Genomic DNA, 18638 nt, shown 5'->3' with positions numbered 1-18638 from the left:
TACTATGATCAATAAAATTAAATACAGAATTATAATTCTTTTGGCGTTGGCTTCTTTTACGGCTTGTCAAAATGATGATATGGTTACAGCAAATGTAGACGCAATGGTTGCTGAACCCGGAGATTTACTGAATCAGGCCTTTCCACTTAATAAAGTCAGAGTGGAAGGCAAAGGTTTAGAGGGATTAAAAAAGATTACACTGGACAATAAAATTGATGTCAGTTTCAATCCAAACTATAATTCAGATAAAGCGTTTATTTTTACTATTCCGTTTGATGAAAAACTGGGGAGCAGATTTGGCGTACAGCCCATTACATTTGTAACGGGAACTGGTTCAGTAACTAAAAATATTGAGATTTTACAGCCAGCCCCGACTATTGTAAAAACAATTCCGGCTGTAGCAACTCCGGGGTTTCCTCTGGAAATTGAAGGCACCTGGTTTTATAATGTTTCTTCGATAACGTTAGCAGGAAAAGCAATCAGTTATTCTGTAAATTCATCTTCTTCAATCATTATCGGTTTACCTGCAGATGCAGTTTCCGGATCAGAATTAGTAATCACTACGCCGGGAGGTATGGCAAAAAAAACAATAGAGTTTGCTACATTAATTCTTGTAGTTGATTTTGACGGAGCTGGTCTTAGAAAAGATTGGAGTGCTTATGGTGATGTCGATACTTTTAACACAAACACGGCAGGCGGCCCAACAGGCAATTATGCAACATTCGTATGGTCAGGTTCAACTGCCAATGGTTACAACGGAAGCAGTGGTGGAGGTGGAGCTAATTTTTTAAGTGCATCTAATACTGACGCAGCAAGGGCTTTTCTGGATATTGATGTAAGCGCGAATGTTCCAGGTGTTCAATTTGCTATTCAATTGAATACTATTGATGGCGTAAACTACGGCTATAATTTTAAAATAACTGATGTGAATTGGGCTACAAAGACAATATCATTAGCAGACTTTAAAGATAATTATGGATATGGTTCGAATCCGGCTACTACATTGAATGTTTCTAAAATCAATGAAATTAAGGTGGGAATCGCTCAGGGAGACACACCGAACCCAAGTGTAATAAAATTTGATAATATTAAAATTCGGTACCAGTAATTGATGTTTTGTATTAGTTTCCTAAAAAAAGGTTGTGGTCAAAAACAGCCTTTTTTATAGGAGTAATATGCAGTCTCAAATAATATAACAGAAATTATAAATAAAGGAGTATTCGCATTAACTAAGAGAATATTCTATAATAAAAAACAGTATGAAAATTAAATTTTTACTAGTGCTCTCCAGCATTATCTTTTTTTTAAATTCTTGTTCAAAAGAAGACAATGCAGTTGCCAATAATTTAGAAAAGCCAGTTGCAAATGCACCAAAAGAGGTGAATGATACTGGTTTTAAAGCTAAATGGAATTACGTTTCCAATTCTAAAAGCTATCTTCTGGATGTTTCGACCACCGAAAATTTTGCAACTTTTGTGTCCAATTACAATTCAAAAGAAGTTACTGATTTAAACGAAGTTGTAGTTGGTCTAATAGGAGGGACGCAGTATTATTACAGAGTCAGAGCCAAAAATGAGGCACAAATTTCGGAGTATTCAAATGTTATTAGTGTTGTAACTACAGGTTCCAGTGGTATTCCCGAAGACCCTACATTTTTAAAGGTAAAAGCAAATAAACTGGCAAACCCATTTTTTGTAGGCATGGCAGTAAAGGCTTCGCAATTAACCAGCGGAAGCCCTTATGATGTAATTTTGAAAAATGAATTCAGCAGTATTTCTGCCGAATACGAAATGAAAATGGATCCCATTTCTACTGCAAGCGGGGTTTACAACTGGACAGCTGCTGATAAAATTGTTGCTTACGGAAATGCAAATGGCATCAATGTTCATGGTCATGCTTTGGTATGGCATAATGCAGTGCCAGCATGGTTAAAAGATTTTTCCGGGACTGATGCTGAATTTGCGTTGGAAGTAAAAAAATATATTACTGCTGTTGTTACCCATTATGCAGGAAAAGTAAAATCCTGGGATGTGGTTAATGAAGCAGTAGATGACAGCGGCAATAACCTGAGAAATACTATTTTTCTTAATCGAATGGGACCTAACTATATAAAAGATTGTTTCCAATGGGCGAGAAATGCTGCAAATGCCGCAGGTGATACAAACTTATTATTGTTTTATAATGATTATGCCACTTCAACTAATATCGCAAAGCAAGACAAAGTTTTTGGCATTGTAGATGATTTAAAAGCAGCTAATCTTATTGATGGTCTTGGTTTCCAGATGCATAATAAGTATTTAAGCCCAACCAAAGCTCAAATAGAAACGGATATTAACAGAGCTGTAGCAAAAGGTTTAAAAATCCACGTTTCGGAGTTAGACATACAAGTGAATCCATCTAATGACATCTCTGTTTTTACAAATGAGAGAAGGTTGGCACAGAAAGAAAAATACAAAGAGATGGTGAAAATATATAATGCACTTCCGGCGGCAAATAAATATGCCTTAACGATTTGGGGGATGAGAGATATTGACTCGTGGATTCCATATAGTTCAGAACTGAATCATGTTGGAAATGACTGGCCTTTACTGTATGATTCAAATTTTGCTGTCAAAAGTTCACATACAGGATTTCTGGAAGGTTTAGATTAAATTTTAAAGTTTTGAATTAGGATATTTTAATAAATTGCAAGAAAAAAAGGCATTAACTCTCCTGAATTAATGCCTTTTTTATGTTTTAAAGCCTATTTTTCCGATGCAGAAATTAACAATCTGTTTTTACCGGGACTTGTAGACGTCGAATTTTTTTTACATTTATAAGGCGTCTAACAATGAATTTCCGGAAGAATTACCAATTTAAGAATATATTTTCCAGATTCAATCATCCGCTTTTTTTGTAATTACATCATAGGTTTTGTGATTATTTTAATGTAATGGTTTGTAAATGGCCATCATAATTGACAACTTGCCCTTGAGCATCATATACAAAAGCTTTACGGTTTTCTTTACTTACAGCTATAATAACGAACCTTCGGTTTTTTAACATTCCTTTAAATTCTCCTTTTCGCTCGCCAATAGTTAAGACACCGTTTGTTTCATTATAACTGATTGGAATATTGGAATGGAATCCTTTTTCATAATTATAATTTACACCTTCGTCCTCATATAAATTAAAACTTCCGTTCTTGCCTTTATATACATACAGAAGAATAGTATCAGCTGGTTTTTCATCGGTATATTGTATTTCAGGTCCAACAGGAATAATGGCTCCTTCAGGAATAAATAGTGGAATGCGGCCGTATGGCGCGTCTATAGATAAAGTTTGTCCCCCTTTAATATAATTTCCTGTATTAAAATCATACCAATTAGTTCCGGCAGGAAAATATACATCTCTTTTACGAACCCCATAATTATAAACAGGGCAAACCATAAAATTTGGACCAAACATAAATTGATCATTACTATTAACAACTTTTTTATCATTAGAAAAATCCATGATTAATGGACGCATAATTGTATAATCGTCAAAATGAGTCATCCCCGCCATAGTATAGATATATGGCATTAATCTATAACGCAAATTGTCATAAAACAAAATAGACTCATAAGCCGGATGTCCTTTTGGAGCTATATTCCAAGGCTCACGATAAGGAAATTGTCCGTGCGATCTGTATAATGGTGCAAATACACCAAATTGATGCCAGCGTGTATTCAATTCTCTCCATTCTTTATTGTCTGAATTTTCTATTCCATTTTTATCATATTCATTTTGAGCAGCTACATAGCGATCTTCGACACAGAATCCTCCAATGTCCATAGTCCAATACGGAATACCACTAATTGCAAAGTTTAAACCTGCTGAAATTTGTGCTTTCAAATCTTCCCAGCGTGTTGCAATATCACCACTCCATGTTGCTGTTGAATAACGTTGTAAACCTGCAAAACCTGATCTTGTTAATAAAAACACGCGTTTGTTTGGTTCTACGCTTCGTTGTCCGTCATAAATGGCTTCAGCATTCATTAAAGCATAGGTGTTGAAATATTCTGTCGCCGGGCCCAAAGCGGTAGGTCCCTGCAATGTTTTACGGTAATCCATATCTGTACAATCCAGTACATTTGGTTCACTGGCATCCATCCACCAGGCATCAACTCCAATTGGATATAAATTTTCGTAAATTTGTTTCCAGAATAGTTTTCGGGCACCGCCAGAATAAGCATCATAGAAAGAACCTACATAGCCAGGACCAACCCAGTCACGAACATTATCTTTTATGGCTTGTTGGTACATCCATCCTTTTTGGTCAAATTCTTTGAAATGTTCGGTAGTTTTATAAAACTTAGGCCATACTGAAATCATCATTTTACCGTTCATCGCGTGGATAGAATCTACCATCCCTTTTGGATCAGGAAAACGTTTTGGGTCAAATTTATGGCTTCCCCAAGCATCTTCTTCCCAGTAATTCCAATCCAGTACAATATTATCAATAGGAATTTTACGCTCTCTAAACTCTTTTAAATTGCTTAGAATTTCGTCTTGAGTTTTATATCGTTCACGACTTTGCCAATAACCCATTGCCCATTTTGGCATAATTTGAGCTTTTCCTGTCAAAGTACGGTATCCTTTAACTATTTGATCCATAGAACTGCCATGAACAAAATAATAATCTATTTTTTTATTCATTTCGCTCCACCAGACCTGATTGCTTTTTTCTTCAGTTAGTTGAGGGGTTCTTACTCTTAATCCGCAGTAAGATGTACCTCCATTTGGTTTCCATTCTATTCGTAAAGGAACTCGTTTTCCGGCTTCTAAATTCATTGAAAACTTGTAGCTGTTAGGATTCCAGGCGGTTCTCCAACGCTCTGGAACTACTAATTGATTGTTCAGATACACTTTAACATAACCTGAATAATACAAAGTAAATTTATATTCTCCATTTTGTGGTGCTTCAATATCGCCTTCATAAGTAACGTTAGCATTTTTTAAAGGGAAATTTTCCGGTAAGTTTTTAAAACTTTTAATATCTTCAAAGAAAATGGATGCTTCTTTTCGAACCAGATTTATTTTACCATTATCCGGCGTGTTATAAGTACCCGTTAAACTATTAGCTTCACCATTTTTATCATATAATTTAAAAACAGCATTTAATTGTTCATAAGGACGGCTGTCTCCAAAACGGCTTAATGAATAACTATCCCATAAAAGCCCATAGTTCTTATTGGAAATAATAAATGGTACAGAAACTTTAGTGTTGTATTGAAATAATTCCTCGCTTTTGTCTTTGTAATTAAACTCGTCTGACTGATGCTGCCCTAAGCCATAAAAAGCTTCATCTTTTGGTGATTCAAAAATTTGGCGAACTGTATACCCTTTATTCCCTTCAACTTCCACCGGACTGAATGTTTTACCACCACCGGCACTTTCGGACAAAATAAGTTTTCCGTTTTTATCTTTAAACTTAACGCCGCCATCTTTTTGGGAAATCATTACATTTAAAGTTTCAGTAACTAATTTAATAGAATCTTTTTCATTAGAAACATTAAAAGGAACATTATCGATCTGAGGCACAATAATTAAACTGGAGTCTTTTCGAAATTCATTTTCTGGTGTTGCAGACACATGAATCAAATCATTTCCTAAAACCTGTAAGCGTAATTTGCTCAATTGATGTTCTTTAGGATGGCTTATGTTTACAATTATGCCATTATCCGTCTTTTTGTAATGTTTAGTAGCGCAAGATGCGAATACCAATCCGGTGATTAAGCCTAAACATATTTTATTTCCTTTCATAGATGATATTTTTTTTATTGGTCATATAAATTCGCATAGCTGCTATTGGCGTCAGCGGCCAATTTTCTTTTGCGATTATTTTTATTATAATTATTTAGTCGATTAACAGCTTTATCTCTATTTCTCAATTTTGTTTCAATAAGAAGCAAAAATATTGGACGTAAAAGTATTAATTAAGAAAAAATTAAAGTGCTTGAAATGTATTCAATATTGGACATGAATGTATTATTTTTAATATATGTATAAAATAATGTTCAAATTATTATAAATCCAGCCATTGAACAAAAGTACTACATTCCATTCAGGACTCAATAAATTTCATTGGCAGTATTAAATTTTTGGAATAGATATTTGCAATACCCTGAGAAATACTATTTTTCTTAATCGGATGGGGCCTAACTACATAAAAGATTGTTTTCAACGGGCCATAAATGCAGCAAATGCCGCAGGTGATGCAACTTATTATTGTTTTATAATGTTTATGCTACTTCAACTAATATCGCAAAACAAGACAAAGTTTTTGGCATTGTAGATGATTTAAAAGCAGGTAATCTTATTGATGGTCTTGGTTTCCAAATGCATAATAAATATTTAAGCCCAACCAAAGCTCAAATAGAAACGGATATTAACAGAGCTGTAGCAAAAGGTTTAAAAATCCAGGTTTCGGAGTTAGATACAAGTAAATCCATCTAATGACATCTCTGTTTTTACAAATGAAAGAAGATTGACACAGAAAGAAAAATACAAAGAGATGAGGCAGCTATATAATGCACTTCCGGCAGCAAATAAATACGCTTTAACGATTTGGGGATTGAGAGATAATGACTTATGATTCCATATAATACAGAACTGAATCATGTTGGAAATGACTGGCCTTTACTGTATGATTCAAATTTTGTTGTAAAAAGTTCGCAGACAGGATTTCTGGAAGGCTTAGATTAGATTTTTGATCAGGAAATTTTATAATTGCAAAAAAAAGGCATTAATTCATGAATTAATGCCTTTTTTAATGTTTTAGTCTATTTGCCAATGCAGAAAAATAATCTTATTGATCACCCTTTTCTGTTTTTTAGCTGCTTGCCTTGTTCTTTAAAATAAGCATTTTTAATAGAATCCATTTGTCGCATCATTTTACGCATGTATTCCTGATTTAACTCCATTCGCTTACTGAAAAAATCATCATGGAAGAAATCATTATACAGCAAAGAGTCGTTATAGAACAAGTTGTTAAAACTTTTGTCTTTCATAAGCGGAAATTGTTTGTCAAATTTTGGCTTAAATTCCCGAAACAGACTATCCATCAAAACTTTGTCCCCCTTTCTGTTGGAATAAAATGAGGTGTAAGTTGAATCATAAGAAATCAAATTTCCATTTTTGTCATATTTTTTATTGACTTTAATGTTAACCTTTGGCTTTTCAATAGCAGTTTTTGGAGTTACATTTTCTTTTTTCTCTTTCTTATCCTGAGCATTGCATGAAGTAGAAACCAATGCTGTTGCAAACAAAAGACTGATTAATTTTTTCATGATTTTAAAGATTTTGTTTTTATTCTATTTTTTTTACTGCTGTTCCATTTTGAACATTATATCCGATTTTTTTAATGAATTAAAATTATAATAGCCAAATATTGAAAGCTTATATAATTTTTTAAAATTTTTATAACATTATAATGCTTGAATAAAATTGTAAATTGTAGCGCTTAAAATTATTTTTTATACGAAAAAATTTGAGGATTTACATTAATCATTACCCAAGCCCAATTGTTGGTGTGATCTACATCACCTCCTTTTAAAATCTGCATCGAATCTGTTCCAAACATTTGCGAATAACCACCCGAAATGTTTATATATTTATGAACGGAATAAGCTGCTGTAAAATCAATTTCTGTTCCAAGATAAGAACTCATTTTATTGCCATTAACATCTAAAACAGTATTCGCAGAATTAAAAGTATGAGGCAATAAAGCAAATTGCCATTGATCTGTTTTGTACTGCAATTTCAAAAAAGCATCCTGCAGACCTACTGAATTTCTATAATTTCCGACATAGAAATAATCCATATAGCCATTAAAAGCATGATTGGTTCCAAAAACAGGGTAAAATGATTTTATAGCCGAACTAGTATTTTCCTGACTTTTTCCGGAAAGATATTCGTATCCGAAACCAACTTTAAATTTATTGGTTAGCGCATAATTAAAATTAAAAGCAGCATCAAAAGCACTTACCGGATTATTTGCATTTTTTCCTGTTTGTCCATAAAACCATAAATCCCCATCCCAGGATTTTCCTTTGGTGTTCCAATAGGTTCCAAAAGTTTGCATATAATCTACTTTTAGCTCCGGAAGCGGTGTCGGAATTGGTGGGGTTAATTTATTTTCGTAGCCGGTATTTAGAAATAAAAAACTCATATTTATTTTTCCTGACTCAGTATGATACCATGCATATTGCATCGATTTGTAATTTGCTACGGTATAAGGAATTGCAAGTTCAGTTTCGGTATTTGCATTATACGCAATCGCGATATCCAAATGGTTTTTGTTACTTTTAAAAGTTGCCATCAAAGCATCATGACTTTGTGCTTGTTGTGCCCAATCGGCTTCACCAAAAATACGTTGGTTGTCATACGAAATCACTTGACGGCCTAAACGTACACTCCATTTTTGATTAAAGTTATATTGTACCCAGGCTTCATATAACTGAATTCCATTTACATCCGATTTAGTATTTATGGGTACATCTCCCCAAACCCGAACATTTTGCAGACTAAGTTTAGTAATAAATTGATCTTGCAAGAAATTCAAATTCAAACGGGTTCTGGCTGAAACAAACTGAGCAGGCGTTTCTCCATAAAGAATAGGTGCTTTATAACCATTTCTAAACTCATAACGAGGTCTAATTTGCAAATTCGCGTCCAATTCCTGAGCAAAAGTATTGCTGCTGACTACTAATATAAGGGTCAGAAAAATTATTTTTAGGATTTTCATTTTTTTAGATTTTATAAAAGTTCTAATTTATCTTTTCGGCTTCTTCAGTAATTTTTTTAATTGTTGCATCAGAATTTACGCCCAGGCCTTCTTGCTGAAATGTTAATTCTCCTTCAGCATTAAAGACACTTATAATATTAGAATGAGAAAAATCTAAAGGAGCGATTTTCTTGTAATTTACGGCCAAAATTGCTGCAAATTCCCGGGTATTTTCTTCGCTAGATCTCAAAAACTCCCATTGCTCACCATCCATTTTATTGGCAATAGCAAATTCTTTTAAGCGTTTTGGGGTATCAACTTCCGGATCAATACTTACTAATACAAGTTTGACATTTGGTTTGATATTACCAGGCAAACGGGATTCTATGTTTCGCATATCAGCTACTAATCTGGGACAGGCTGCTTTGCAGGAAGTATAAATCATTACCATAACGAGTACTTTCCCTTTTAAATCCTTCATTTCAAGATTTTGTCCGTTTTGATTGGTCCATTTTGAAGGCAGATTGTATATGGATAAATCCGAAATTGGTTTGTCTTCGGATTTTTTATTAGTTGTACACCCTTGTAAAACTAAAAGGATTAACGTTAATCCCAGAAACAGTTTTTTCATTTTTTTAATATAAATGGTTTAGAACCTATTTTAAATCTTTGGCACAGCGGAAACCCAGATTTTTGGTAGTATAATTGGCTTTCAGGCTGCCTCTGAAAGCATAACGCATAAAAGCGGCATAATTCATTAAATCGGTGGCATTCACGGATCCGCTGCCGCAAAAGAGATTTTTATCAGTAGCCTTATCTTTTCTGGATTCGCCGGAAAGAAATATACTGTTGAAATCTCCTGTCCATTCCCAAACCAAACCGTGCATATCATAAACACCCCAATAATTCCTGAAGGTTTGACCCACGGGATTCAGATAGGTTTTGGGTTTTTCATACCAGGACATAATGTATTTATTGAATTCTTTTTTAGAACGGGCATCAATACGTTTTTCATCGGCCATGGCTACATATTCCCATTCGTCCATTGTTGGCAGTCTTTTGCCTTGACATTCGCAATATTTTTTGGCAGCGAACCAGGAAACATTGGTTATTGGAGCATTGCTTAAATTGTTTGAGCCATAATCAAAATCACTTACCCATTGCGTTAGATAACTTTTATCAGCAAAAATCCCTTTCATTTTAGAACGACTGTAAGCGGGGTATTTTTTGACAAAAGCAAGAAATTGTGCATTCGTCACCGGATATACATCGATATTAAAAGAGGCAATATTGACCGGTTTTTCAGAAGTGGCTCCATAAAGAGGCACAAAATTACCACTCTTTATGGATACCATTTTTATTTCTTGAGCAAAAAGAGTACCTGTACAGAATATAAAAAAGACTGTTATTGTTTTTAGTGCTGTCATTGGTACTCTTTTACTTATTATTATTATTTTCTTTGGGCTTTTACCATAGCTGTTGTTATCACTTTTTTATTATTCCCCCAACTGGAATATACATAGGTTAGAACATCTGCAATTTGTTGGTCACTCAAAGCCTGAGCAGGCATTGGTGTGGTGTATTTTTTACCATTAACAACTATCGGACTCTTAGATCCTTTGATTACTTGTTTGATGGCACGATTTACATCGGCATTCAAATAATCAGCTTTGGCCAATGGAGGAAATGCTCCTGGAACTCCGGCTCCGGTTGGCTGGTGACAAGCAATACAGGTTTTGGAATATACTGATTTACCATTGGCTGCATTTTGACTGTAACCATACAAACCCATTCCCATCAATACGATACTTAATACAAACTTTTTCATTTGATTGATTTTTTTAATTTATTTTTTTGCTTATTTTATTTTTAATGCTCTGCAGTAACTTTTGGTGCTGGCCTGGCTCTGATTGCTTTTACTTTTGCCGGAGTAATTACTGTTTTATTGTTACCCCAACTACTGTAGACATACGTCAAAACATCTGCTGCCTGTTCATCAGTCAGGTTTTGGCTGGTCATTACATTATTGAATTTCTTGCCATTAACGGTGATTTCCCCACTTAATCCGTGCAATACCGCACCAATTGCCCTGTCCGGGTTAGCATTTAGGAAATCTGATTTTGCCAATGGAGGAAAAGCATTCGGAATACCTTGTCCTCCAGATTGGTGACAGGCATAGCAGGTTCTGTCAAATAATTCTTTACCTGATTTAATTTGTTCAGAGACGGTTTTTGCAACAGTGCTTTTAGGAACGGCTTTTCCTTTTGGCATCCCTTGAATTGTTCCCCCTTCTGGTAAATAAATTCCATCTTGTATGGTTCCGGAATATAATTTTTTATTTTCCGGGCCTTCGACTTTCAACATTCCAAGTGCTCCTTTATTAAAAGCTCTAAAAATTGAGTGATCAACTAATATAAAAGTTCCGGGAACATCCACCTTAAACTCAACAATAGCGGAACCTCCCGCAGGTATTAAAGTAGTTTGGACATTTTTGTTGATCAGATCTCCTCCTTCAATATGTACTTTGTCAAAAATTTCTCCAATAACATGGAAAGAAGACACTAAATTCGGACCTCCGTTCCCCATATAAATACGGACAGTTTCTCCAACTTTGGCCGTTAAAGCTTTATCTCCGACTATAGCCCCAACTTTTCCGTTGAAAACTACATAATCAGGTTGTTCCTTAACTGCTTTATCCATATCAAACGGTTGAGAGCCCTGCTCGCCATAGCTGCCTTTGGTATAAAAATCACCTTGCATAACATAATATTCTTTATCAACAGGAGGCAAACCTCCTTCCGGTTCAACCAAAATCAAGCCGTACATTCCGTTTGCAATGTGCATTCCAACTGGTGCTGTGGCACAATGATAGACATACAAACCTGGATTCATGGTTTTGAAACTAAACACTTTTTCGTGTCCTGGTGCTACTAACGATGAAGTTGCTCCTCCTCCCGGTCCGGTTACCGCATGTAAATCAATATTATGCGGCATTTTGTTATCCGGATGGTTTTTTAAGTGAAATTCTACCTCATCACCAACTCTGGTTCTGATAAAACTTCCCGGTACGGAACCTCCAAAAGTCCAATAGGTATATTTAACGCCATCAACCATTTCTCCTTCAATTTCTTTAATTTCCATGTTGACCACCAATTTTGTTGCCTCACGATTTCCTACAGGTTTTGGAACCAACGGAGGTGCCGTGAGTTCGGCTGCCTGCTGTCCGTTGACCTCAATATTTTCGTAGTTTTTTGCGTTATCATTTTCTTTTTTGCAAGAAAAAAGTCCGACAAGAGTAAGCAACATCATAAAAATCACCCTTATTTGTGTGTGTAATTTAACCCTGGTTTTCATATTATTTTGGTTTGAAATTTATGATGTAAAAATAAAGGACAAAAACATCCTTTATTATGATATTTATCATGTTCACCATTTTTTTTAAATAAATCTGTTTGAAAAAAACTACTTATAACTGATTATTTTTTTGCAAAACACATTTAAAAAAAGCAGAATATGATTTAAATCATATTCTGCTTTTAAAAGTTAAACGAATTTTACAGTATTAAAATAATACACTAAATAATAATCACACAACTGGATAACAACGAAGTAATGAAGTGTTTTTAATTAAAAGACAAAAAACTCTTTTATTGAAGCAGTCATTGTTTTGCATTAGAAAATTTTAACAGATAAATAAAATTATGGAAACTTTAGAACAAATTACAATAGGAGAATACGTGGCAAAAGATTTTAGAACAGCAGCCTTATTCTCAAAATACGGAATAGATTTTTGCTGTAACGGAAACAGAAGCATTGAAGAAGCTTGCAAGAAAAAAGCAGTCAGTCCAGATGTTTTATTACAGGAAATTGAAACAGTTCTGTCTTCAAAAAGTGATTCCGGAATTGATTATAATGCGTGGCCGATTGATTTATTAGCTGATTATATTGAGAAAACACATCACAGGTATGTGTCAGAAAAAACACCAATACTGCTGCAGTTTTTAGACAAGTTAAGCAGAGTACACGGAGCTAATCACCCTGAACTCCTTGAAATTAACGAACTCTTTAAAGGCTGTGCCGGAGAATTGGCACAGCACATGAAAAAAGAAGAATTGATTTTATTCCCTTTTATCAAAAAAATGGTTCATGCTGCTATATCTGATGAATTAATTGAGCTGCCACATTTTGGAACAATTGAAAACCCAATCGCCATGATGATGCACGAACACGATGCTGAAGGGGTTCGCTTTAGAAAAATAGCAGAGCTAAGCAGTAATTACACACCGCCGGCAGATGGATGCAACACCTATAAAGTAACATTTGCAATGTTGGAAGAATTCGAACAGGATTTACACAAACACATTCATTTGGAAAATAATATTTTGTTTCCAAAAGCAGCTAAACTTGAAAAAGACTTTTCAACTCAAAATAAGTAACACTAACCACTAAGAATCAACAATTATGGAAAAGTATGTTATCAAAAGAAATGGAAAGTACCAGCCATTTGAAAGTTATAAAATTAAAGATGCAATTGAAAAAAGTTTTCAGAGTATCTCCGTAGTTGTTGATGAAAGTGTTTATGAAAGTATATTTATTTATTTGAAAAACAAAAAGGTATGGTCTGTGGAAGAGATTCAGGATTTAATCGAAAAAGAATTATTCGATAGAAAACATTTTGATGTAATGCGTTCCTTTATGCTCTTTCGACACACCCGAAAGCTGCAGCGCGAACATCTTGAAGGCCTGAATGATGATACAACTTATGTCGACAGCACCCAAACAATTGAAGAGTATATTCAACAAACAGATTGGCGCATTAATGCCAATGCCAACACCTCATATTCGAACGCTGGACTGGTGAGTAACGTAGCAGGAAAAGTTATTGCTAATTATTGGCTGGATAAAGTGTATTCAAAAGAAGAAGGATATGCGCACCGAAATGGTGATCTTCACATTCACGATTTAGATTGCCTGACGGGTTATTGTGCGGGTTGGAGTTTGCGTGTGTTACTCAATGAAGGTTTTAACGGTGTAAGAGGCCGGGTGGAAAGCAAACCCCCTTCTCATTTTAGGGAAGCTTTAGGACAAATGGCCAATTTTTTGGGTATTTTGCAAAGTGAGTGGGCGGGTGCACAAGCTTTTAGTTCTTTTGACACCTATTTGGCTCCTTATGTATTCAAAGACAATCTCCCTTATGATGAAGTTTTAAAAGCCGTACGAAGTTTTGTCTACAACCTGAATGTGCCTGCACGATGGGGACAGTCTCCGTTTACCAATATCACATTGGATTGGGTTGTTCCTGAGGATTTAAAAACACAAATCCCGACCAAAAATGATCGTCATATTTTTGAAAGAATCAATACTTCAGACCTTTTGTCAAGAGCCCAAAAAAGAGGTGTTTCTAAAGTAACCGATTTACGCTATGAACATTTTCAAAAAGAAATGAATCTCATTAATAAAGCATATTATACCGTAATGACCGAAGGTGATGCCAATGGACAGCCTTTTACATTCCCTATCCCAACGGTAAATATTACCGAAGAATTTGATTGGGATGGCGAAAATACAGACTTACTTTTTGAAAACACAGCTAAAATTGGTTCTTCTTATTTCCAAAATTTTATTGGAAGTCAATATGTTTTGGACGAAAATGGCAATCAAACAGAAAATAAAAATGCTTACAAGCCCAATGCTGTTCGCAGTATGTGCTGTCGTTTGCAGCTTGATTTACGCGAATTATTAAAACGCGGAAACGGACTTTTTGGAAGTGCTGAAATGACGGGAAGTATTGGCGTAGTAACCATCAATATGGCTCGTTTGGGTTATTTATACCAAGGAAACAAAGCAGCATTATTTCATCAATTAGACAAACTTTTGTTGATTTCCAAATCGACTTTAGAGAAAAAAAGAGTTTTTATTCAGGAAATGTACGATCGTGGATTGTATCCGTACACCAAACGTTATTTACAGCATTTCAGAAATCATTTTTCGACTATTGGTGTGAACGGGATGAATGAAATGATTCAGAATTTTACCCATAATAAAGACGATATAACTTCTGAAACCGGTATTGAATTTGCCTCTGAAATTCTGGAGTACATCCGCAGCCTAATGAAACAATTTCAGGAGGAAACCGGAAATCTTTACAATTTAGAAGCCACTCCGGCCGAAGGAACCACTTATCGTTTTGCCAAAGAAGACAAAAAACGTTTTGAAGATATTATTCAGGCGGGACAGGAAGAAAATATTTATTACACGAATAGCTCTCAAATTCCGGTAGATTTTACCCAGGATCAATTGCAATGCAAATACACCGGAGGAACCGTTTTGCATTTGTATATGAGCGAAAGAATCAGCTCCCCAGAAGCCTGCAAAAATTTTGTCAAAAAAGTGATTACCAATTTTAAATTACCATACATAACCGTAACACCTGTATTTAGTGTTTGCCCTCTTCATGGTTATTTGAACGGAGAATATGAATACTGCCCAAAATGTGATGAAATTATTATTGAAGAAAAAGCGAAGTTTATTGAGATTTGAAAAAAAATTAACCGTAAAGGATTGCTAAGCTTTTCGCTTCTTTGTGACCAGCAATAAACCTATAATCCATAACCTAAAAACAGTAAAAATGAAACTAACAACCAACGCGATTTTAGAACAAAATCAGGAATTACGCACCAAATGCCTGGTGTACACAAGAGTAATGGGCTACCACAGACCTGTAGAGAGTTTTAATATTGGTAAAAAAGGAGAACACAAACAACGAACCCATTTCAATGAAGGAAAATGTTAGTACCCCTATTTACAGTATTACGCCGTTCACGTTATTAGATTATCCGCACCAATCGGCTTGCATTCTTTGGTTTGCAGGCTGTAATATGCGGTGCCTGTATTGTTATAACCCTGAAATTGTATTTGGAAAAGGAAGTATTTCTTTTGACAAAGCACTTCAGTTTCTCAAAAGCAGGATTCATTTGCTGGATGCTGTGGTTTTTAGCGGAGGCGAATGTTTGTTGCACAAAAGAGCTGTTTCATTTATTACAGAAGTCAAAAAAATGGGGTTTTTAATCAAAATTGATACCAATGGTTCGCACCCTGAAATACTGGAAGAACTGATCAAAAAAAAACTCATTAATTATGTAGCACTTGATTTTAAAGCAATGCCTGCAAATTTCGAAAAAATTACCCGGTCTAAACTTTTTATTCCTTTCTCAAAATCATTGCTTTTATTGCTTCAAAACAGCGTACCTTTTGAAGTTCGTACAACAGTACATTCAGCTTTATTAAAGAAGGAAAATATTCAGGAAATGATTTTCTTTCTGGAAAACCTGGGATATTCGGGAGATTATTACATTCAGCACTTCGTAAATGGTGCCTCGACAATAGAAAAACTTGGACATTCTTTTAAAGAATTAGAAAATCATAATCTTTCTACAGAAAAAATTAAAATTAATTACAGGGGATAAATTATGAGAAAGAGTTGGATTCTAATCTGTTTTGTCAATTTTTTTATCGCTTCATTGATGGGATTATGCCTTCGTTGGATGTATGTAGCACCAATGGAAAAAGTCAATTTTCAGTTTTTAATGCACGGTCATTCACATGTAGCGATGTTGGGTTGGGTGTATTTGATGTTGTACTGTTTGATTTTTCATTTTTTTGTTCCAAAAGAAAAACAACAAAAACCCATCTACAACCGATTATTTTGGATAACAGAACTGGCAGTAATTGGAATGATGATCGATTTTCCGGCGCAGGGCTATGCTTTTGCTTCTATTCTTTTTTCGACTTTGCATATTTTCTGCAGTTACTATTTTTGTTATTTAATAAAGAAAGATGCCGGTTCCGCGACCTTGACTGAAAAGAAGATACTTCGTACGGCTTTGTTTTTTATGATTTTTTCTACGTTGGGTGTTTGGTGTTTGGGTCCCACAGTAGGATTGTTAGGAAAAGCAAGCGCTTTTTATCAAATTGCGATTCAGTTTTTTCTTCATTTTCAATTTAATGGCTGGTTTCTGTTTGCTATTTTGGCTTTATTTTTTAAACAGGCAAAACTTATTATTGAAGCTGAAAAATTTCGTTTGTTTTATAATTTATTTGTTGCTTCGACTATTTTAACACTGGCTTTGCCGGTGAGCTGGTATTTGTCTAATCCTGTTTTTTATTGGTTAAATGCTCTTGGAGTAGCGCTTCAGTTGTTTGCTGCTGTACTTTTTATACGATTTATTCGTCGGCAATTTCAATCCTTCTTTACTGCTTTGCCAACGATAACAAAAACGGTTTATGGTTTTGCTTTGTTTTCATTGGCTTTAAAAGTAGTTATTCAATTGGTTGTTTTGGTTCCCGAATTGGCACAGGTATCGCATCAGATTAGGAATTTTGTGATTGGCTATATCCATTTGACGATGTTGGGAATTATTACGGGTTTTCTTTTTGGATTTGCCCTGCAAAATGATTTTTTAAATTCGGGAAAACGTATACAAAGATGGGGAATCGTAACTTTTTTACTGGGATTTGTCACAACCGAAATTCTTTTGTTTCTTCAGGGTATTTGGTTTTTGTTTGGTAAAGGAGTGTTTCCGAATTATTATCAAAATCTATTTTTATCGAGTATCTTTCTGCCGGCAGGTCTTTTATTGTTATCTGTTGAAATTTTAAAGCTTAAACAAAAACACATATGAACCACCATCTATTGTTAATCATTCATCTTTTGAGTGCCGCCATTTGGGTTGGTGGTCATTTGTTGCTTGTATTTGGCTTTTTGCCACAAGCTTTAAAAGAAAAAAATCAAAATATAATTCTGAATTATGAAAGAAAGTACGAACCTGTAGGAATGACTGCTTTGGTTTTATTGGTCATCACCGGGATTTTGATGGCTTATCAATATGGTGTTAGTATTGAATATTGGTTTCAATTTGAAACACCTATAGAAAAAATCGTTTCAACAAAATTAGCTTTGTTATTATTGACGGTTCTTTTTGCTTTAAGTGCTCAATTTAGAGTGCTGCCCAAGCTTGAAAAGAGTGCTGAGAAATTGCCGGAAATGACTTTTCATATAGTTTCGGTTACCATAATTGGGGTTTTGATGGTTATTTTTGGATCTTTTGTGCGTTTTGGAGGATTGTAATTAAAAAAAATGTTGTCGTTTAGCAGCTGCTCGCGTGAGGGGTTGCAGTGGAGCTCTTTTTTTATACCGTTTTTTACGGGATAAAAAAAAGCGGGAACGAAAAACCCGACCCGAAGTTTTTACGCAGGGACACGCCCTGATAAAATTTTCATTAAACTTCCTTTTAAAGTTGGAATAGGGATTAAAACTTAATTTCTTAATATTGTAAAAAAACGATTATGTTTTCTAAAACCTGTGAATACGGCATTCGTGCTACTATTTTTATTGCTTCTCAATCGTATCAGGGCAATCGTACCGGCTTAAAAGATATTGCAAAAAAAATAGATTCCCCAGAGGCTTTTACAGCCAAAATTCTTCAAATCCTATCGAGAGACAATATCATCAATTCTATAAAAGGAGTGGGCGGTGGTTTTGAGATCCCTAAAGAAAAAATGAAAGAAATTAAATTGGCGCAAATAGTAAATGCGTTGGATGGCGACAGCATTTTTACAGGTTGTGGGCTGGGATTGACCAATTGTTCTGAAGACCATCCTTGTCCGATGCACGATAAATTCAAATCGATTCGAAACGATTTGGTTTTTATGCTCGAAAATACCAATCTCGAAGAATTGGCTTTGGGAATTAAATCGGGTGATACTTTTTTGAGGTATTAATTTTTTGTGCCAAAAATGAATCTTTATTTACAAAACGCAACAAAATCATTCTAAAATTTCAGGTTTAAAAAATCAACCTAAAATTATAAACACCTAACTGTTTTCCTTT

General features: G+C 34.8%; 17 protein-coding genes. 10 read left to right on the top strand and 7 right to left on the bottom strand.

Annotation, left to right across the window (positions count from 1 at the left end):
* Positions 1–4: 4 nt before the first annotated feature.
* On the top strand, positions 5–1108 hold the full coding sequence (locus tag ACEN92_RS05395) for a hypothetical protein (protein WP_495641346.1): 1104 nt from the start codon (positions 5–7) through the stop codon (positions 1106–1108).
* Between the two features lie 151 nt (positions 1109–1259).
* Positions 1260–2651 carry an endo-1,4-beta-xylanase gene (locus ACEN92_RS05390; protein ID WP_495641345.1) on the top strand — a complete coding sequence of 464 codons (1392 nt, stop codon included), beginning with the start codon at positions 1260–1262 and terminating at the stop codon, positions 2649–2651.
* Positions 2652–2919: 268 nt separating this feature from the next.
* Here the strand turns inward: ACEN92_RS05390 and ACEN92_RS05385 are convergent, their stop codons facing one another.
* Complete coding sequence (locus ACEN92_RS05385; protein WP_495641344.1) at positions 2920–5787, bottom strand: TIM-barrel domain-containing protein; 2868 nt, start codon at positions 5785–5787, stop codon at positions 2920–2922.
* A 465-nt stretch (positions 5788–6252) separates the two neighbouring features.
* Here ACEN92_RS05385 and ACEN92_RS05380 point away from each other — a divergent pair, with 465 nt between their 5' ends.
* Positions 6253–6480 (top strand): endo-1,4-beta-xylanase, encoded by a 228-nt coding sequence (locus tag ACEN92_RS05380; RefSeq protein ID WP_495641343.1) that lies wholly within the window; start codon positions 6253–6255, stop codon positions 6478–6480.
* Between the two features lie 359 nt (positions 6481–6839).
* On the opposite strand, the gene ACEN92_RS05375 is transcribed toward ACEN92_RS05380, so the two are convergent.
* The 6 genes from ACEN92_RS05375 to nirK form a co-directional block, all read right to left on the bottom strand.
* Positions 6840–7313, bottom strand: coding sequence for a hypothetical protein (locus tag ACEN92_RS05375; protein ID WP_495641342.1), 474 nt, complete (start codon positions 7311–7313; stop codon positions 6840–6842).
* A gap of 179 nt (positions 7314–7492) precedes the next feature.
* Positions 7493–8770, bottom strand: a complete 1278-nt coding sequence (locus ACEN92_RS05370; RefSeq protein WP_495641341.1) for an alginate export family protein — start codon at positions 8768–8770, stop codon at positions 7493–7495.
* 22 nt (positions 8771–8792) lie between these two features.
* Entirely contained in the window at positions 8793–9380 is a 588-nt protein-coding gene (locus tag ACEN92_RS05365; RefSeq protein WP_495641340.1) for an SCO family protein, read from the bottom strand.
* A gap of 25 nt (positions 9381–9405) precedes the next feature.
* On the bottom strand, positions 9406–10176 hold the full coding sequence (locus ACEN92_RS05360; protein WP_495641339.1) for a formylglycine-generating enzyme family protein: 771 nt from the start codon (positions 10174–10176) through the stop codon (positions 9406–9408).
* Between the two features lie 23 nt (positions 10177–10199).
* Positions 10200–10577, bottom strand: coding sequence for a c-type cytochrome (locus ACEN92_RS05355; RefSeq protein WP_495641338.1), 378 nt, complete (start codon positions 10575–10577; stop codon positions 10200–10202).
* 41 nt (positions 10578–10618) lie between these two features.
* Positions 10619–12103: a copper-containing nitrite reductase gene (gene nirK / locus ACEN92_RS05350; protein ID WP_495641337.1), complete on the bottom strand. Its 1485-nt coding sequence runs from the start codon at positions 12101–12103 to the stop codon at positions 10619–10621.
* A 347-nt stretch (positions 12104–12450) separates the two neighbouring features.
* Here nirK and ric point away from each other — a divergent pair, with 347 nt between their 5' ends.
* The 7 genes from ric (at position 12451) to ACEN92_RS05315 (ending at position 18529) form a co-directional block, all read left to right on the top strand.
* Positions 12451–13185 (top strand): iron-sulfur cluster repair di-iron protein, encoded by a 735-nt coding sequence (gene ric / locus ACEN92_RS05345; protein WP_495641336.1) that lies wholly within the window; start codon positions 12451–12453, stop codon positions 13183–13185.
* Positions 13186–13210: 25 nt separating this feature from the next.
* The gene (locus ACEN92_RS05340) at positions 13211–15289 is read left to right on the top strand and encodes a ribonucleoside triphosphate reductase (protein WP_495641335.1); all 2079 of its coding nucleotides are present in this window, start codon (positions 13211–13213) and stop codon (positions 15287–15289) included.
* An 88-nt stretch (positions 15290–15377) separates the two neighbouring features.
* The gene (gene nrdD / locus ACEN92_RS05335; RefSeq protein WP_007808020.1) at positions 15378–15542 is read left to right on the top strand and encodes an anaerobic ribonucleoside-triphosphate reductase; all 165 of its coding nucleotides are present in this window, start codon (positions 15378–15380) and stop codon (positions 15540–15542) included.
* Positions 15526–16215, top strand: a complete 690-nt coding sequence (locus ACEN92_RS05330) for an anaerobic ribonucleoside-triphosphate reductase activating protein (RefSeq protein WP_495641334.1) — start codon at positions 15526–15528, stop codon at positions 16213–16215. Before nrdD ends, ACEN92_RS05330 begins: the two co-directional genes overlap by 17 nt.
* 3 nt (positions 16216–16218) lie before the next feature.
* Positions 16219–17430 carry a hypothetical protein gene (locus ACEN92_RS05325; RefSeq protein ID WP_495641333.1) on the top strand — a complete coding sequence of 404 codons (1212 nt, stop codon included), beginning with the start codon at positions 16219–16221 and terminating at the stop codon, positions 17428–17430.
* The gene (locus ACEN92_RS05320; RefSeq protein WP_495641332.1) at positions 17427–17876 is read left to right on the top strand and encodes a CopD family protein; all 450 of its coding nucleotides are present in this window, start codon (positions 17427–17429) and stop codon (positions 17874–17876) included. The genes ACEN92_RS05325 and ACEN92_RS05320 overlap by 4 nt, the downstream gene beginning before the upstream one ends.
* A 218-nt stretch (positions 17877–18094) precedes the next feature.
* Positions 18095–18529, top strand: a complete 435-nt coding sequence (locus ACEN92_RS05315; protein WP_495641331.1) for an RrF2 family transcriptional regulator — start codon at positions 18095–18097, stop codon at positions 18527–18529.
* Positions 18530–18638: the final 109 nt, after the last annotated feature.

It is taken from the genome of Flavobacterium sp. Flavsp81, assembly GCF_059491325.1.
The sequence above is the reverse complement of the archived record's forward strand: the minus strand, read 5'-3'. Positions and strand labels throughout refer to the sequence as shown.

Coding starts and splice junctions, on each gene's coding strand:
- ACEN92_RS05395 (WP_495641346.1), top strand. CDS start 5: ATGATCAATAAAATTAAATACAGAATTATAATTCTTTTGGCGTTGGCT.
- ACEN92_RS05390 (WP_495641345.1), top strand. CDS start 1,260: ATGAAAATTAAATTTTTACTAGTGCTCTCCAGCATTATCTTTTTTTTA.
- ACEN92_RS05385 (WP_495641344.1), bottom strand. CDS start 5,787: ATGAAAGGAAATAAAATATGTTTAGGCTTAATCACCGGATTGGTATTC.
- ACEN92_RS05375 (WP_495641342.1), bottom strand. CDS start 7,313: ATGAAAAAATTAATCAGTCTTTTGTTTGCAACAGCATTGGTTTCTACT.
- ACEN92_RS05370 (WP_495641341.1), bottom strand. CDS start 8,770: ATGAAAATCCTAAAAATAATTTTTCTGACCCTTATATTAGTAGTCAGC.
- ACEN92_RS05365 (WP_495641340.1), bottom strand. CDS start 9,380: ATGAAAAAACTGTTTCTGGGATTAACGTTAATCCTTTTAGTTTTACAA.
- ACEN92_RS05360 (WP_495641339.1), bottom strand. CDS start 10,176: ATGACAGCACTAAAAACAATAACAGTCTTTTTTATATTCTGTACAGGT.
- ACEN92_RS05355 (WP_495641338.1), bottom strand. CDS start 10,577: ATGAAAAAGTTTGTATTAAGTATCGTATTGATGGGAATGGGTTTGTAT.
- nirK (WP_495641337.1), bottom strand. CDS start 12,103: ATGAAAACCAGGGTTAAATTACACACACAAATAAGGGTGATTTTTATG.
- ric (WP_495641336.1), top strand. CDS start 12,451: ATGGAAACTTTAGAACAAATTACAATAGGAGAATACGTGGCAAAAGAT.
- ACEN92_RS05340 (WP_495641335.1), top strand. CDS start 13,211: ATGGAAAAGTATGTTATCAAAAGAAATGGAAAGTACCAGCCATTTGAA.
- nrdD (WP_007808020.1), top strand. CDS start 15,378: ATGAAACTAACAACCAACGCGATTTTAGAACAAAATCAGGAATTACGC.
- ACEN92_RS05330 (WP_495641334.1), top strand. CDS start 15,526: ATGAAGGAAAATGTTAGTACCCCTATTTACAGTATTACGCCGTTCACG.
- ACEN92_RS05325 (WP_495641333.1), top strand. CDS start 16,219: ATGAGAAAGAGTTGGATTCTAATCTGTTTTGTCAATTTTTTTATCGCT.
- ACEN92_RS05320 (WP_495641332.1), top strand. CDS start 17,427: ATGAACCACCATCTATTGTTAATCATTCATCTTTTGAGTGCCGCCATT.
- ACEN92_RS05315 (WP_495641331.1), top strand. CDS start 18,095: ATGTTTTCTAAAACCTGTGAATACGGCATTCGTGCTACTATTTTTATT.